The sequence below is a fragment of the Actinoallomurus oryzae genome (genome assembly GCF_039541955.1).
GTDB classification, from domain to species: Bacteria; Actinomycetota; Actinomycetes; order Streptosporangiales; family Streptosporangiaceae; genus Actinoallomurus; species Actinoallomurus oryzae.
Map to the genome: position 1 here is coordinate 323,752 of NZ_BAABHF010000009.1, position 15,423 is coordinate 339,174.

The 15,423-nt window shown below is 71.4% G+C and carries 14 protein-coding genes; 3 read left to right on the forward strand and 11 right to left on the reverse strand.

The window, feature by feature from the left end:
• Positions 1-43 precede the first annotated feature (43 nt).
• The 4 genes from ABEA10_RS03265 to ilvD form a co-directional block, all read right to left on the reverse strand.
• The gene (locus ABEA10_RS03265; RefSeq protein WP_345457162.1) at positions 44-1,714 is read right to left on the reverse strand and encodes an MFS transporter; all 1,671 of its coding nucleotides are present in this window, start codon (positions 1,712-1,714) and stop codon (positions 44-46) included.
• A gap of 328 nt (positions 1,715-2,042) precedes the next feature.
• Entirely contained in the window at positions 2,043-3,023 is a 981-nt protein-coding gene (locus ABEA10_RS03270; protein WP_345457165.1) for a zinc-binding dehydrogenase, read from the reverse strand.
• Positions 3,024-3,106: 83 nt separating this feature from the next.
• Positions 3,107-3,601 carry a 2-thiouracil desulfurase family protein gene (locus tag ABEA10_RS03275; RefSeq protein WP_329250207.1) on the reverse strand — a complete coding sequence of 165 codons (495 nt, stop codon included), beginning with the start codon at positions 3,599-3,601 and terminating at the stop codon, positions 3,107-3,109.
• Between the two features lie 16 nt (positions 3,602-3,617).
• The gene (gene ilvD, locus ABEA10_RS03280; protein ID WP_345457169.1) at positions 3,618-5,456 is read right to left on the reverse strand and encodes a dihydroxy-acid dehydratase; all 1,839 of its coding nucleotides are present in this window, start codon (positions 5,454-5,456) and stop codon (positions 3,618-3,620) included.
• 78 nt (positions 5,457-5,534) lie between these two features.
• Between ilvD and ABEA10_RS03285 the strand changes: the two genes are divergently transcribed.
• The gene (locus ABEA10_RS03285; protein ID WP_345457172.1) at positions 5,535-6,389 is read left to right on the forward strand and encodes a helix-turn-helix transcriptional regulator; all 855 of its coding nucleotides are present in this window, start codon (positions 5,535-5,537) and stop codon (positions 6,387-6,389) included.
• A 42-nt stretch (positions 6,390-6,431) separates the two neighbouring features.
• Positions 6,432-7,340, forward strand: coding sequence for an alpha/beta fold hydrolase (locus ABEA10_RS03290; protein WP_345457175.1), 909 nt, complete (start codon positions 6,432-6,434; stop codon positions 7,338-7,340).
• Here ABEA10_RS03290 and ABEA10_RS03295 read toward each other — a convergent pair.
• The 5 genes from ABEA10_RS03295 to ABEA10_RS03315 all read right to left on the reverse strand — a co-directional run bounded on the left by ABEA10_RS03295 (position 7,330) and on the right by ABEA10_RS03315 (position 12,499).
• The gene (locus tag ABEA10_RS03295; RefSeq protein ID WP_345457178.1) at positions 7,330-8,424 is read right to left on the reverse strand and encodes a DUF711 family protein; all 1,095 of its coding nucleotides are present in this window, start codon (positions 8,422-8,424) and stop codon (positions 7,330-7,332) included. The genes ABEA10_RS03290 and ABEA10_RS03295 overlap by 11 nt on opposite strands.
• The gene (locus tag ABEA10_RS03300) at positions 8,424-9,845 is read right to left on the reverse strand and encodes a DUF7059 domain-containing protein (protein ID WP_345457181.1); all 1,422 of its coding nucleotides are present in this window, start codon (positions 9,843-9,845) and stop codon (positions 8,424-8,426) included. Before ABEA10_RS03300 ends, ABEA10_RS03295 begins: the two co-directional genes overlap by 1 nt.
• A 24-nt stretch (positions 9,846-9,869) precedes the next feature.
• On the reverse strand, positions 9,870-10,691 hold the full coding sequence (locus tag ABEA10_RS03305; RefSeq protein ID WP_345457184.1) for an N-acetylmuramoyl-L-alanine amidase: 822 nt from the start codon (positions 10,689-10,691) through the stop codon (positions 9,870-9,872).
• 308 nt (positions 10,692-10,999) lie between these two features.
• Positions 11,000-11,236: a hypothetical protein gene (locus ABEA10_RS03310; protein WP_329250187.1), complete on the reverse strand. Its 237-nt coding sequence runs from the start codon at positions 11,234-11,236 to the stop codon at positions 11,000-11,002.
• A gap of 231 nt (positions 11,237-11,467) precedes the next feature.
• Positions 11,468-12,499 carry a LacI family DNA-binding transcriptional regulator gene (locus ABEA10_RS03315; protein WP_329250183.1) on the reverse strand — a complete coding sequence of 344 codons (1,032 nt, stop codon included), beginning with the start codon at positions 12,497-12,499 and terminating at the stop codon, positions 11,468-11,470.
• A 238-nt stretch (positions 12,500-12,737) separates the two neighbouring features.
• On the opposite strand from ABEA10_RS03315, the gene ABEA10_RS03320 reads away from it, so the two are divergent.
• Complete coding sequence (locus tag ABEA10_RS03320; protein WP_329250180.1) at positions 12,738-13,403, forward strand: TetR/AcrR family transcriptional regulator; 666 nt, start codon at positions 12,738-12,740, stop codon at positions 13,401-13,403.
• A 758-nt stretch (positions 13,404-14,161) separates the two neighbouring features.
• On the opposite strand, the gene bldC is transcribed toward ABEA10_RS03320, so the two are convergent.
• Positions 14,162-14,365 carry a developmental transcriptional regulator BldC gene (gene bldC / locus ABEA10_RS03325; protein WP_141956617.1) on the reverse strand — a complete coding sequence of 68 codons (204 nt, stop codon included), beginning with the start codon at positions 14,363-14,365 and terminating at the stop codon, positions 14,162-14,164.
• A 240-nt stretch (positions 14,366-14,605) separates the two neighbouring features.
• Positions 14,606-15,423, reverse strand: an 818-nt coding sequence (locus ABEA10_RS03330) for a DUF8083 family protein (RefSeq protein WP_345457189.1), incomplete at its 5' end; no start/stop codon positions are given.

Genomic DNA, 15,423 nt, shown 5'->3' on the forward strand with positions numbered 1-15,423 from the left:
GGCCCCCTCTCACAAGTCGAGAGAGCCGTCCCTCTGCGGCTGGTCACTCCTCCGGTCGGGCGCGCAGGGGCAGGAGGAACGCCGTGCCGAACGTCAGTGCCAGCAGGCCGGCCTCGATCCACAGCGTGAGGTTCATCGCCTCGCTGAAGCCGTGCTTGGCCGACTGCTCGGCGGCGCGCACCGCCGCCAGCCGTACGGGTGCCTCGGCGGTGCGCAGGTCGCCCTCCAACCGTACGCACGAGGGCGGCACCTCCTCCTGGTCCTTGGCGGTGGCCCGGTCGTGACCGCAGGTGCGCAACTCGGTGACCAGGTGGTCGCGTGCCGGTCCCTGGACGCCGGCCGCGGCGAGGGCACGCGGCGCGACCTTGTCGGTGGCGCTCGCGACGTGACCGCCGAGGAAGCCGAAGAACAGCGTGCCGAGCACCGCGACGCCCAGCGCGCTGCCGAGTTGCTGTACGGCGGTGAGCGTGCCGGAGGCCGAGCCGGTCTCGTGCGTCTCCACCCCGGCGAGGACGATGTCGAAGAAGGGCGCCATCAGCACGCCCATGCCCAGGCCGGTCAGCGCGAGCGAGGGGATCAGCTGCCAGGGCGTCACGTCGATGCCGGCCAGGTGCAGCGTGACGATGACGGTCCCGACTCCGACGACCATGACGACGATGCCGGCGTGGATGACCGTACGGCCGAACTTCTGGACGGCCTGGGCGACGCCGAACCCGCCGATCATGCCGACCGAGAGCGGCACGCCGGCGAGGCCCGCCTTGAGCGGTGAGTAGCCGAGGCCGAGCTGGGCGAAGAGGCTGAAGGCCAGCGAGAACCCGGACATTCCAGCGAAGAACACGATGCCGACGATGAGGCCACCGGTGAAGCCGCGCTTGCGGAACAGACCGGGCTCGACCAGCGGGTCACCGCCCATACGGCGCTTGCGCGCCTCGTACCAGCCGAAGAATCCGAAGAGGGCGACCGCGACGGCCATCGAGACGAAGGTCCACGCGGGCCAGCCGAGCTCGCGTCCCTGGACCAGCGGGTAGACGATCAGAAGTGAGGCGAATCCGGCCAGCACCACGCCGACCAGGTCCAGTCGCGGCGGTCGCGCCGCCCGAGACTCCGGCAGGAACCGCAGGCCGCCGAGCAGCGCGAGCAGCCCGAGCGGCAGGTTGATCAGAAAGATCATGCGCCAGCCCGTGCCGAAGTAGTCGGCGTCGATCAGCCAGCCGGCCAGCACCGGACCGCCGACCGAGGACAGGCCCATGACCGGCCCGAACATGCCGAACGCCGTTCCCATCTCCTGCTCGGAGAACATCTCCTTGATCAGTCCCAGGCCCTGGGGAAGCATCACGGCGCCGAAGAGCCCCTGAATTCCTCGGCACGTGATCAGCATCTCGGGCGACTGCGACACCGCGCAGAGGAGCGAACCCGCGGTGAAGCCGAGGGCGCCGATCAGGAACATCCGCCGGCGGCCGACGATGTCGCCCAGCCGACCGCCGGTGATCAGGCCCACCGCCATGGCCAGCGTGTACGCGGCGCCGAGCCACTGGATCGTGCTCGCGCCACCGCCGATGTCGGCCCGGATGGACGGAGCCGCGATATTCGTGATCAGCGCGTCGAGCAGGTCCATGACCTCGGCGGCCAGCAGGACGAACAACGCGATCCAGCGCGCGGGGTACGGCTTGCGCGCCGCTTCGGGCCCCGCCAGGGGCTCGGTCGACGTGGCCATGGGTCTCCTCCGATGTAACGAACAATGCTCCGTCGTTGAACTGCGCGTCGTTGAACTACGATCGTGTAAAGAACGCCGTTCGTAGGCAGACACGACGTTCGGCCGGGAGCAGGGCAGAATGTCTCGTTCGCAGAGAAGATATATCGCGTTCACGGCGACGGTCAAGACATATCGCGAGCCGTGACCGACTCGGGCCACGAACCGCGACGCCAACTCGTACGCGCAGGTTCAGCCCCCGCCGACAGCCCCCGCCGACGCACCGGTCTGCGCCACTGGCTCGTGCCACCGCCCGCGCCGCCGGTTCGCACCGCCGACTCGGGCCCCCTGGTCAGGGCAGCAGTAGCGTCCGTCCGACGACGTCGCGGGTCTCGATCGCGGCGTGGGCGTCGGCGGCGCGTTCCAGCGCGAAGGTCTGGCCGATGACCGGACGCATCCGGCCCTCCGCCGCCCCGGCCAGCGCCCGGGCGAGCACCTGCCGCATCTCCTCCGGGGAGAGCTGGAGGTCGCCGATGCCGCTCACGGTGACGTCGCGTTTCTCCGCCTCCGCGGGGTCGAGCACGGCGAACCCGCCGGAAGGCGCCCCGTGGGCCGAGAACCGGCCACCGCGCGCGGTCACCTCGAACGCCGCCCGTCCGATCGCGCCGCCCGCACCGTCGAAAACCACGTCGGCTCCCGCGCCGCCGGTCGCCTCGCGCACCCGGTCCGTCCAGCCCGGCTCGGAGTAGTCCACCACGACGTCCGCACCCTGATCGTCGACCAGGTCGAGCTTCCGCCTGCCGCGAGCGGCTCCGATGACACGCGCGCCGGCCGCGTGCGCGAGCTGGACCAGCAGCAGGCCCATGCCGCCGCCCGCCGCCGTGACCAGCGCCCACTCACCGGCCCGTACGCCGACCACGTCCAGGAGGTGCAGCGCGGTGACGCCGTCGTGCAGCAGCGCCGCCGCGTCGCGCAGCTCCAGCCCGTCGGGCACCGGAACCAGCGCGGCGGCCTCGACCACCGCCCGCTCGGCGTACCCGCCGCGCCCGCCCCGCTCGCCCGTGTAGGCGGCCACCCGCCGGCCGACCCAGCCCCGGTCCACGCCGTCGCCGACGCCGGCGACCTCGCCCGTCACGCCGTGGCCGGGGACGTACGGCAGGACGACGCTGAAGTACTCGCCCATGGCCCCCGACCTGATCTGCGTCTCGACGAACCCGACGTCCGCCGCGGCCACCCGGACCACCGCCTGCCCCGGCCCGGCCACCGGGTCCGGCACGTCGGCCGGCACCAGCACCTCGGGCCCGCCGAAACGCTCCACCTGAATCACTCGCATGATCACCACTGCCCCTCGTTGACGTGGGAAGCAGTGTTCAACCTCAACCTTGGTCGAGGTCAACTGCCCGAGAGCGTACGAGGTCAGCCTTGTTCGAGCTCGGCCAGCCGGGCGGCGGCGTCTCCCAGGGCGTCCTCGGCGAAGACGGCGATACCGTGCCGTTCGAGCAGGGCGGTCGTGACGCCCTCGCCGGGGATCTTGCGCCCGGCGAACGACCCGTCGTGGATGCGGGCGCTGCCGCAGGAGGGACTGCCCTCCTTGAGGATCGCGAGCCGGATCCCGTACGACCGCGCGCGTTCGAGCGCCTGCCGGGCGCCGAGGACGAAGTGCCGGGTGACGTCGGTGCCGTCCGGCGTGAGGATCGCGGCACGGCCGTCGAGGACGTCCGCACCGGACCCACCGCTGATCTCGGCCGGCGGACGCGGCACCGGCAACCCACCGCGCACCTCGGGGCAGAACGGCACGAGCCGCCCTTCCCGCCGCCAGCGTTCGAACAGCGCGTCATCGCTGCGCCTGCCGGTGCCGTCGAAGCGCACCGGCTGGCCCAGCAGGCAGGCACTGACCAGGATCCGCTCCATCAGGCTCCACAGTAGGTCAGTCCACCTCGCGGACGGCCCCCTTGTCGGCGGACAGGGCCATGGAGGCGTAGGCGCGCAACGCGGTCGACACGGCCCGGTCACGGTGCCGGGGCCGGTAGCCGCCGGCCGCCTCCAGGCGGGCGCGGCGCTCGGCCAGCGCGTGGTCCGGGACGTCCAGCCGGATCGAGCGGTTCGGGATGTCGATGACGATGGTGTCGCCGTCCTCGACGAGAGCGATGGTGCCGCCGGCCGCCGCTTCCGGCGAGACGTGGCCGATCGACAGGCCGGAGGTGCCGCCGGAGAAGCGGCCGTCGGTGACGAGGGCACAGGTCTTGCCGAGGCCACGGCCCTTCAGGTACGCGGTCGGGTACAGCATCTCCTGCATGCCCGGCCCGCCGCGTGGGCCCTCATAGCGGACCACGACGACGTCGCCCGCCTCGACGCGCCCGTCGAGGATCGCCTCGGCGGCCTCCTCCTGCGACTCGACCACCACGGCGGGGCCGGTGAAGGTCAGGATGGACTCGTCCACACCGGCGGTCTTCACCACGCACCCGTCCTCGGACAGGTTGCCGCGCAGCACCGCCAGCCCGCCGTCGGAGGAGTAGGCGTGACCGACGTCGCGGACGCAGCCGTTCGCGGCGTCGAGGTCCAGATCCCGCCAGCGCTCCGACTGGGAGAACGCGGCGGAGGAGCGGACGCGCCCCGGAGCGGCGTGGAACAGCTCCAGGGCCTCCGGCGACGGTGATCCACCGCGGACGTCCCAGGTCTTCAGCCATTCGCCCAACGAGTCGGCGTGGACGGCGTGCACCTCCTCGTGGAGGAGCCCGGCGCGATGCAGCTCGCCCATGATCGCGGGAACGCCCCCGGCGCGGTGGACGTCCTCCATCAGGTACCTGCCGTTCGGGGCCACCTTGCAGAGACAGGGCACGGCGCGGGAGCGCTCCTCGATGTCGCGCAGGGTGAAGTCGAGTTCGGCCTCCCGCGCGGCGGCCAGGAGATGCAGGATCGTGTTGGTCGAGCCGCCCATGGCGATGTCCAGCGACATCGCGTTGTCGAAGGCGGTGCGCGAGGCGACGGCACGCGGCAGCACGCTCGCGTCGTCCTGCTCGTAGTACCGGTGGGCGAGGTCGACGACCGTACGTCCGGCGTCCTCGTACAGTGCCCGGCGCGCCGTGTGGGTGGCCAGAGTCGAGCCGTTGCCGGGCAGGGCGAGGCCGAGCGCCTCGGTCAGGCAGTTCATCGAGTTCGCCGTGTACATCCCCGAGCAGGAGCCGCAGGTGGGACACGCCGCCTCCTCGATACGGGCGATGTCCTCATCGGTGACGGCGTCGGAGACCGCGCCGGACATGGCCGAGACCAGGTGCAGGCCGTCGCGGACCGTGCCGTCGGCCAGGGTGGCGGCGCCGCCCTCCATGGGACCGCCGGAGACGAAGACGGTGGGGATGTCGAGCCGCAGCGCGGCCATGAGCATGCCCGGGGTGATCTTGTCGCAGTTGGAGACGCACACCAGGGCGTCGGCGCAGTGCGCGTTGACCATGTACTCCACGGAGTCGGCGATGAGGTCGCGCGAGGGCAGGGAGTAGAGCATGCCGCCGTGCCCCATGGCGATGCCGTCGTCGACCGCGATGGTGTTGAACTCCCGGGGGACGCCGCCGGCCTCCTTGATCGCGGCGGAGACGATCCGCCCGACCGGCTGAAGGTGCGTGTGACCGGGGACGAACTCGGTGAAGCTGTTCGCGACGGCGACGATCGGCTTGCCGAAGTCCTCCCGGTCGACTCCGGCGGCCCGCAGGAGGGCGCGGGCGCCGGCCATGTTCCGTCCGTGCGTTACGGTCCGTGATCTCAGCTCTGGCATGCGCCCAACGATCCCCGCCGGACCGGCCCGGCTGAAGACGGCGCGGCTTCTAGTAGTGGCACTACTAGTATTCGAACCGTGACCATCGAGCGCGAGCGGCGCGGCGAGCTCGGCGCCTTCCTCCGGGCACGCCGCAACCAGCTCGTACGCGCCGACCTCGGGCTTCCGCCGATCGGCGGGAAACGCACCTCCGGGCTCCGGCGCGAGGAGGTGGCGTACCTGTCCGGCGTCAGCGTCACCTGGTACACCTGGCTCGAACAGGGACGCGACATCCATCCGTCACGGCAGGTGCTGGACGCGATCGCGCGCACGCTCCGGCTGTCGGTCGCCGAACACACCTACCTCCTGACGCTGGTCGGGTACTCCCCGCCGGAGCCGAACGTCCGGCCGATCCCACGGACCGCGCCCGCCCACGTACAGCGGCTACTCGACGCGATCGAGGGCTTCCCCTCGTACGCGATCGCCCCGGACTGGTTCATCTCCGGCTGGAACACCGCGTACGCCGCGCTGTACCCGAACGTCGCCACGGTCCCGCCCGAGGACCGCAACCTGCTGTGGCTGGTGTTCACCGATCCGTACGTACGCGAGCTGCTGCCCGACTGGGAGATCACCAGCCGCCGGTTCCTCGCCGAGTTCCGGGCCGAGGCCGGTCCCCGCCTGGGCGACCCGTCGTACGCGCAGCTGATCGAGCGCCTGCTCGATGCCAGCGATGAGTTCCGCGCCGGCTGGAAGAGCCATGACATCGAAGGCTTCGCCTCGCGCGAGCGGGTGTTCCACCACCCGGTCGTCGGCGACCTCCACCTGGAACACCACCGCCTGGCGCCTTCGGACCAGCCCGACCTGCATCTGGTGATCTACACCCCCGTGCTGACCACGGACGCTCCCGACCGGCTCGACCGGCTGCTCCAGGCCACACGCCGTACCTGCGGATAATCCCCAGATCGGTGTGAGAACCGTCTCATATGCTGGATTCGCTTGTCGTGCGAAGCTCTGGGCATGGGTGCGCAGGCCGATCTTCGCCGGGGGCTGGGGTTCATGCGTCCGCTCGGCCGGGTCGGCCCCAGTGTGATCGAGCCGGACCTTCCGCCCGCCCGGGCGATCGACCTGCCCGGCCGTGGCCGGGTCACCGTCCGGGTCGTCGACGGGGACACCCCCGCTCTGCTCCTGCACGGCTGGACCCTCACCGCCGACGTGAACTTCTGCCACCTCATGCCACGCCTGCCCGGCGGCCTGGTGGCGATGGACCACCACGGGCACGGCCGGGGTCCGACCCGTGCGGAGCGGTTCACCATCGAGGGCGCCGCCGACGACCAGATCGCACTGCTCGACGCGCTCGGCATCGACAAGGCGATCGTGCTCGGCTACTCGCTCGGCGGCCCGGTCGGGCTCGACCTCGCCCGCCGGTATCCCGACCGTGTCGCCGGGCTGGTCCTCCAGGCCACCGCGCTGCGGTTCGACAGCTGGATGGACAAGCTGACCAAGCCGCTCCTGCGCGCGGTACGGCCGCTCACGGCACTCGGGCTCGGGCGTACGGCGTCGCTGCGGTTCTTCGGCGACACCCGCAACCGCAGCACGGAGACCAAGCTGCTGTGGCAGTGGCTGCGCCGCGAACTCATGCTGTGCCATCCGCGCACGATGGTGGACGTCATGCTGGCCGAGTACGACTTCGACTTCCGCCCGCACACCGCCTCGCTTAAGGACGTGCCGACCGTCGTCATGGTCACGGCCAAGGACTCCGCTGTGCCGCCGCGCGACCAGCGCGCGATGGCCGATGCTCTCGGCGCCGAGGTGATCACCATCGAGGAGGACCACGACGTCTTCCTCGCCGCCCCGGAGACCTACGTCGCCGCGAGCCTGGAGGCGATCGCCCGGGTCACCACCTGACGATCGTGTTCGTCAGGTACTCGGAGGTGAAGGCGGTGCGGTCGCCGGACCGCGTGCCCGGCACCGGGAACAGCCGCGCCGACAGCGGCTTTTGAAGCTTCACGGCCAGCGCGGTGACGTCCAGCAGCAGCCGCGCCAGGTCGTCGGGCGAGCTGTCGCCCGGCAGCGGGACGGTGTCCAGGCCCGTACCGCAGACCGAGGAGTAGGCCAGCAGGTCGTGCAGGCCGATCCGGCCCTCCTCCCAGGCGCGCGCCAGGACGACGTCCTCCATCACGGGCAGCATGAGCCCGTTGTATCCGCACGTCGGCAGGCTCGTGCCGCGCAACGCCGCGGTCAGCGCGGCGGCGGTGGCGAGGGTGCCCGGCGCACCGAACGCGCCGACCGTGGCCTCGAACGCGGCGCCGACGCTGTCGGTGCCGTTCGGCGCCGGGGACAGGTCGATGCCGCCGAAGCGTACGCCCAGCTCACCGGCGATCCGTTCCACGAGCCGCACGACCGGGCTCGCCGCGGCGGTGAACGCCTCGGCGGCGCGCTCGGTGAGCCCGTCGAGGCCGCCCTCGGCCGCCTTCACGGCGATGCTCGCGCCCTGCAGGCCGACGGTCAGGTCGGCCGGGCCGTCGTGGTACGCGGCGGGGAAGAACGGGCCGTTCGGCGGCACGCACGCGAGCGCGGCGAAGCGGAAGTTGCCGAAGCCCTCCTCGGTCTCGTTCGCGAGCCGGAGCATGGCCTCGGCGGCCGGGCGCGCGGCGGCGGTGTTGCCGTCGAGCCGTACCGTGCAGTTGAGCGCGTCATTGCCGATCAGCAGGTCGGGGACGAGCTCGACGCCGTCGGTCACGGGACCGAGCGAGAGGTAGACGAGCCCCGCGTCGTCCAGCATCGCCTGCAGTTCGCGGGCGTACGCGGCGGTCGGGGTCAGGTCGCCGAAGACGGGGCGGGCGGACAGGCGCAGGGTCTGCACCTCGTAGCCGTCGGCGCGGCAGGCGGCCTCGGCGCGGCGCAGCGCCTCGGCGGACTTGGCGATGACGTCACCGGTCAGCGGGTGCGGCTCGGCCACGCCGAGTGTGAGCGTACGGATCGGGACCATCAGTCGATGATCTCAAAGAATCCGTCGGCGACCAGATCCGGGATCACGTCCTGGGCCGCCGCGCGTACGTCGCCGGGGTCGGTCTCGGTGATCTGGGCGATCGCGTCGAGCAGCGGACCGAGCGGGAGGTCGCCGTCGCAGGCGCCCGCCAGCGCCGCCTCGACCGTGCCGACCTGAGCGGCACGGCGCAGGCCGTGGGTCTGGCGGAGCACGATGCGCTCGGGATCCTCCGCGCCGGGCCGGCCGATCTGCTCCTGGACGACGCCCTCGGCGGTACGCAGCGTCGTCGCGTCGGTGATCGCCGGCCGGCCGCGTACGACGCGGTCCACGTAGGCGCCCACCGGCTGGTCGACGGCGTGCCGGAGCTCCTCGACACGGACGTCCTCGCCACCGCTCCTGTGCAGGCTGATCCAGCCGAAGCCGATGCCGGTGACCTTCCGGCTCTCGAACGACTCCAGCCAGGCGTCGTACCGGTCGCGGTACTCCGGCGTGCCGGCCTCGCAGGAGTCGCGCAGCCACAGCTCGGCGTACTCCGCCGGGTCCTGGACGTCGCGCTGCACGACCCAGCCGTCCACACCCTCGATCCAGCCGGCGACGCGATCGTGCCAGTCCTCGCCCTCGACGTGCAGCCAGTTGGCGAGCAGGTGGCACCAGCCGTCGTCGGCGAGGTGACGCGGCGCCTCGTGTACGAGCCGCCGGCAGACCTCGTCGCCGGGCAGGCCGGACTCGCGGTAGCCGAACCGCCGCTCCGGCGAGATCACGAACGGCGGGTTGGACACGATGAGGTCGAACGTGCGGCCCTCGACCGGCGCGAACAGGTCACCGGCGAGGAGCTCGGCCTCCACCCCGGACAGGGCGAAGCTCAGCGCGGCCAGGTCGAGGGCACGCGGGTCGAGGTCGGTGGCCGTGATGCGCCGGGCACGTTGGGCCAGGTGAACGGCCTGGACGCCGGAGCCCGTCCCCAGATCGAGAACGTTGTCCACAGGCCTGTGGACAACGAGCTGGGCCAGGTTCGCCGAGGCGCCGCCCTGGCCGACGACGTGGTCGGGCCGGAGCCGGCCGGCACCGGGCCGTACGACCAGATCGGAGACGACGTAGCCGAGGTGACGCGCATCGCCCTCGACCGGTTCGACGTGCAGGCGCGCCCGTACGGTGTCGCGGTCGGCGTGTTCGGCCAGGCCGAGCGCGATCAGGTCGTCGGCGGGCAGGGCTCGTGCGGGTATCGGCACCTGGAGCCAGAAGAGCCGGAGCAGTGCCTCGACGGGCGTGCCTCCGCGCGAGGCGCGCAGCGGGGGAACGATCTCGCCGCGGGCCAGGGCCGCACCCGCGACCGGCCCGAGCAGGTCGCGTACGCCGTCGACGGTGTATCCGGCCTGGTGGAACAGGTCACGTACGCGTTCGGCCGCTGTGGTCGGGGGCATGCCCCCATTCTCCTGGTCGCGGCGTCAGGTCAGGAACTTCACGAACCCCTGGGCCAGCGCCTCGGCCATCTTCTGCCGTCCGGCGGGGCTCTTCATCTTGGCGGCGTCGCCGGCGTTGCGCATGTTGCCCGCCTCGATGAACACGGCCGGGACGGTGGCGACGTTGAGCCCGCCCAGGTCGCTGCGGACGTCGATGCCGTGCTTGCCGAGGTAGGTGGAGTACGGGATGCCGGTGCCCTGGTGGAAGGCGTTGCGCAGATCCATGCCGAGCCGTTTGGACTCGGGCACGACCTTGTCGTTGTGCCCCTTGAGCACCGCCGGCTCGATGATGTGGAACCCGTGGCCGCTCGCCGGGGCGCCGTCACCGTGGATGGCGAGGCTGGCGTCGGCGTGGGCCCGGTTGGCGATCTTCGCCCGCTCGTCGACGCAGGGGCCGACGCCCTTGTCGTTCTTGCGGGTGAGGATGACCTTGGCACCCTTGGCGCGCAGGATCTTGGCCAGGCGGAGGGAGACGTCCCAGGTGAAGGCGTGCTCGGGGTAGTCGTCGTTCGTCGCGGTGCCGGTGGTGTTGCACGGCTTCGTCGCGTTGATGACGTTGACCTTCTTGTTGATGATCTCCGGGTGGGAGGCGTTGCCGCCGTTGTGGCCCGGGTCGATCACGATGGTCTTTCCGGCGAGCGGCGCCTGCGGCGTGGGCGCGGCCGAAGACGCCGCGGCGGAGGTGGGCGCGGCGGACGGCGGCGCGGCCGAGGCGGTGGAGTCGCCGCCGGAACCGCAGGCGCTGACCAGCCCGGCCACGGCCGCGATCGCCAGGGCGCCGAAGGCCTTACGTCCGGAACGAGTCATGAGCTCAGACATCATGACTCAGTGTGCCAAAGACGGGGCAGAGCTTTGGCCGGTTAACGGTAAAGCCCTGCCCAACCGCGGGCCGGGTAACCGTCATCCGCCCGTTGACCTGCGCATCCAGGTTCTCAGCAGCACGCCGTCGCCCCGGCGACCCCTGGCGTCCGGGCTGAGTGACCGCCGTCGCCCTCTCCGCGCTGAGTTCGCGGCGACGGCGGTCACGCCTGGGCTTCCGGCGACCGTCCGAGAGGCTGCCCTAGACGGTTCCGGGCACGGTTCCAGCCCGGTGTCCGGCCAGGTGGGTCACCGGGCTACAGGCAGGCGTGCTCCTTGCCGAGCAGCGCCGCGAGAGCGCGGGCCTCATCCGCGTCCAGTCCCAGGACCACGCGCGGGCGGCCCCAGGGATGGTCGATCGAATGGGCCACGTAGCTCGCGACCGACTCCGAGACCTCTTCGATCAGGCCTCGCGCGCGCCGCCACTGGGACCACGCGCGCTCCAGTTCGCTCGCGGCGCGCTGGGCGCAGGAGACCAACTCCGGATCACGCATGATTACCCCCGGGTCCACATGATCCACTCTGGCCGCCGCCCGGGGTCCCGCGGTGGCGTGCCGGCCGATCCCCCGATGGGCCTGGCGACGCCACCCCCTCGGCCCGCCGAGCGGCTGGTGTGCTCACCCATTAAGGCCGCGCCCCGGCCGTACGGCAGGCGGCTTCGGCCAGACTTGACCGGCCGCTTACCGTGACAAGACCCGCGCGGGGTACCCGGCGCCGCGGGGGGATCAGTGGCCGGGGGCGCGGCCGGTCGTGGACCGGATGACCAGGTGCGGCACGACGAGCGTCTGCAGGGTGTCGCGCAGCGGGTCGTTGATGCGGGCGCAGAGGCGCTCGGCGGCGACGCGCCCCATGTCGCGGCGCGGCTGGTCGACGCTCGTCAGGGAGACGTGCCGGATCGCGGCCAGATGCGTGTTGTCGTACCCGACGATCGAGATGTCCTCGGGCACGTGCAGGCCGAGTTCGTCGGCGGCGGACAGGACACCGGTAGCGACCAGGTCGTTCGGCGCGAAGATCGCGGTCGGCCGCGGGTCGTGGGACAGCAGCTTGCGTGCCGCGCGGTAGCCGCCGTCCTCGGTGAAGTCGCCCGGCTCCACGATGATCCGGTCATCGAGCCGGTGGCTTCTCATCGCCGATTCGTACCCGACCCTGCGGTAGTGCGCGGTCGTCGACGGCGCACCCTCGATGTGCGCGATCCGGTCGTGCCCGAGCCCGACGAGGTGGTCGACGGCCAGCCGTGCGCCGAGTTCGTCGTCGTCGACGACGATGTCGACGCCCTCCACGTCGCGCTCGCCCACGACCACGACCGGGACGCTCTTGGCGGCCTCCTTCAGCGAGTCGGGCACCACGCTGAGCAGGACGAGGCCGTCGACCCGCATCTCCAAGAACGCCTCGACCGCCTCGGCCTCGAAGTGCGGGTCCCACCGGCCGCTGCCGACGAGCATGCGCAGGCCCGCGCCGTGCAGGCTCTCCTGCAACCCGTCGAGGAACTCGGCGAAGAAGGGGTTGTGCAGGTCGGCGACCAGCGCTCCGATCAGGCGCGTACGGCCCTCGACGAGGCTGCGCGCGACCGCGTTCGGCCGGTATCCCAGCTCGCGCGCCGCCTTGAGCACGGCCTGCCGGCGGTGCTCGCTGACGTGTGGCGACCCGCGCATGACGAGCGAGACCAGTGATTTGGACACGCCTGCTCGTTCGGCGACGTTCCGGATGGTGGGCTTCGCCGCCACGACCCTCTCCCGGCGTTCATCCTCTGCTGCCACTTCGGTCTCCTGTGTCTCCGACGCCCCACCTGAATCCGGGCAGAAACAGACGGACCGCCGCAAGGGAGGAGATGCCATGATGCCCCGACACGACCCTTGACTGCTGTAACAGTGCGTAACGGGCGGTCAGGAGAGGACTTTCGGTCATGGTCGATAGACGGTGTTTGGGGGGTCGTGTCGGCGCTGACCTGCCACGGATGGCCGTCTATTGGACGCGGGCTCGGATACGCTGCCAGGCGTGGGTGATCGTGTCGTGGGCTCCGGCAGCCGTCCGAGCAGGCGGCGGCTCAGCGTCGACGAGCGCCGCGACGAGCTCATCGCCGCTGCCCTCGAGCTGTTCAGCGACCGGCAGCCGGAGGACATCTCGATCGACGACGTGGCCGACACCGCCGGCGCGTCACGAGCCCTCGTCTATCACTACTTCGGCGGCAAGCAGGAGCTCTACCTCGCCGCGCTGCACAGCGCCGCCAAGCAGCTGAGCGACCTGCTCGAACCCCCGGCCGAGGGCAAGCCACTCGAACGCCTGGCGGTCTCGTTGCACCGCTACTTCGACTACGTGGAAGATCACGCGGCGGGCTTCGTGGCCCTGCTGCGCGGCGGCCCGGCGTACCGCTCGGGCGAGGTCGGCGAGGTTCTGGACAACATCCGCAGCCTGGTGATGCACCACATCACCGCCGCGATCGGCGTCAAGGACCCGGGCCCGGTGCTGCGCATCACGCTGCGCTCGTGGATGGCGTCGGTGGAGACGGCGGGCCTCGACTGGCTCGAACACCGCGACCTGCCGCGTGCCGACCTCGAACGCCTCCTCGTCGACCACCACGTCGTGCTCCTGGACGTCGCCGCCCGCCACGACCCCGAGGTGGCCGCACTGCTCGAACGCCTCGCCGACGACACACCCGCCTGACCCGAACCACGGGTCATCGGTGCTCCTGAGGCGGAGGCGCTCACCCGAGCACCCACAATCGACCGCAGCCGACCCACGAGCATCCCGCCCAGACGGCCCTGAGACGGGCCACCATCGTCCACGACGCGGGCACGCCCATCATGGACCGCCCTCCCGCACGCGGACGCCGTACGGCGCCTCTCATCGCCTGCGGGGTTGCGGCCCATCTCCCCCTGCGAAGGCCCTCCGGCACCCCCCGAGGGCCGGGTCGCGTCGCGCGCCTTTCGCGCGGACGAGAGCGGGCCGGCCGTCAGTCCGGTTGGGATCCTTCGATCAATCGGGCGTGTCTCAGCCCTTTGGGCGTGTCCCGGCGGTTTTGCGCGTGTCCCGCCGTCCGGCCTGCGTTGCGCAGGTGTTCCGGGCGGCTTTGCGGCGGCACGACCGTCCCGCCCGCTGTTGGGCGGGACGACCGCACCTTCAGCGTGAGTCGTCTCCAGTCCGAAGCGGCCGTCGATCCTCTCGGGAACGATGGCCCCTCCAGGCCGGAGACGACCCTCGCGGAGTCCGTAGAACCCCCCTACGCGGCCCCGTTCGGGACGGGGCCGATTGAACTTCTCGTGGAAGCCCCCCGACCGTCCGCACGCGACGGTGGCTCCGCCACATCGCGGTTCACGCAGTGCGACCGGCCACGGAGAGACGCGGCCGACCGGATGCGTCGCCGTGGCGACGGCGACCGGCGCTCACTTGGCTCGCCGATCACGGATCGGGGTGTCTCCGGGTTACTCCGACCGCTGCTGCGGGATCCCCCCCAGCAGAGCGCGGACCTCGGCCTCGCGGTAGCGCCGATGCCCTCCCAGCGTCCGGATTGACGTCAACTTCCCAGCCTTCGCCCAGCGGGTGACGGTCTTGGGGTCGACGCGGAACATCGTCGCCACCTCTGCCGGCGTCAGCAGGGGCTCGGCCTCTGGCGTACGAGCTGACATTTGTGCGGCCTCTCCTCCGTGGACCGATGACAGCGATCCAGCGTTTGATCCTCGCGCGTGCCACTGATGTCTCTTATGGTCTGGATGAACCACTTTGACATCACAAGACGTAACCATGCCACCACTCAGCGCAACAGGCAAGTCCCTGATAGCAACTCTGCGATTTTTGGTGGCTGAGTCACGCTGCGTGATTCTAGCGACACGTATCGTCGCATCGCGCGCTGATTCAGGTAATTGTCCTCAGTTCGCGGATTCAAGAGCTCGTACGACGCGCCAGCGGGCGACGACACGCTTGTGCATCGCGACCGCCAGTTCGGTCTGCCCGGTCTCCATACCCGTGATCGCCGCGGCCACCTCGGCCACGGACTCATCGGCGCGCAGAGCGGCGTCGTCGAGGAGGTGCACGAGCCCTCCGTAGTCGAGTTCGACCAGCGAGTGCGGGTGGAACTCCTCCAGCCAGCGGCCCACCGACTCGACCTCGCCGACGTCGAGGTGCTCACCGGCGTGGCGCCGTACGGCGACCAGCGCGCGGGCGACGCGGCGGCGCGCCTGGGCCATCGGCGTGACGTAGATCAGCGTGCGCACGGGCGTGGCGGTCGTCGGGCCGCCGCCGAGGTTGTCGTCGTGCGCGCCGAGCACGAGCCAGCGCTCCTTCGCGACAAAAGGGACGAACCAGGCGAGCGGTACCTGCCAGGTGCTCGACAGGATGTGCGGGCTGAGCGTGCCGGCCTGCCGCTTCCAGCGGTCGAACGCCCCCTCGGCCTGCTCCGCCACGCGCCGCGGCACGAACATCTCGGCGAGCTGCTCCGACATCCCGGCGCGGAACCGGTCGAAGGCCAGCCACGAGCGCAGCCGCGTCTCCCAGGGGCAGACGTAGGTCACGTCCTCGGCGCGCCGCACGTACGCGTCACGGCTCTCCCGGACCGGGGCGACGATCGGGGGCACCGCGATCACGCGTCTCAGGGCGTGGGTGTGCTCGACGTCCAGAGCGCCGACACGCCGCGGCCGCTTCTCCGATGCGGCATACGCTGCCCAAATGGACTTCTCCGGCTCGGCAA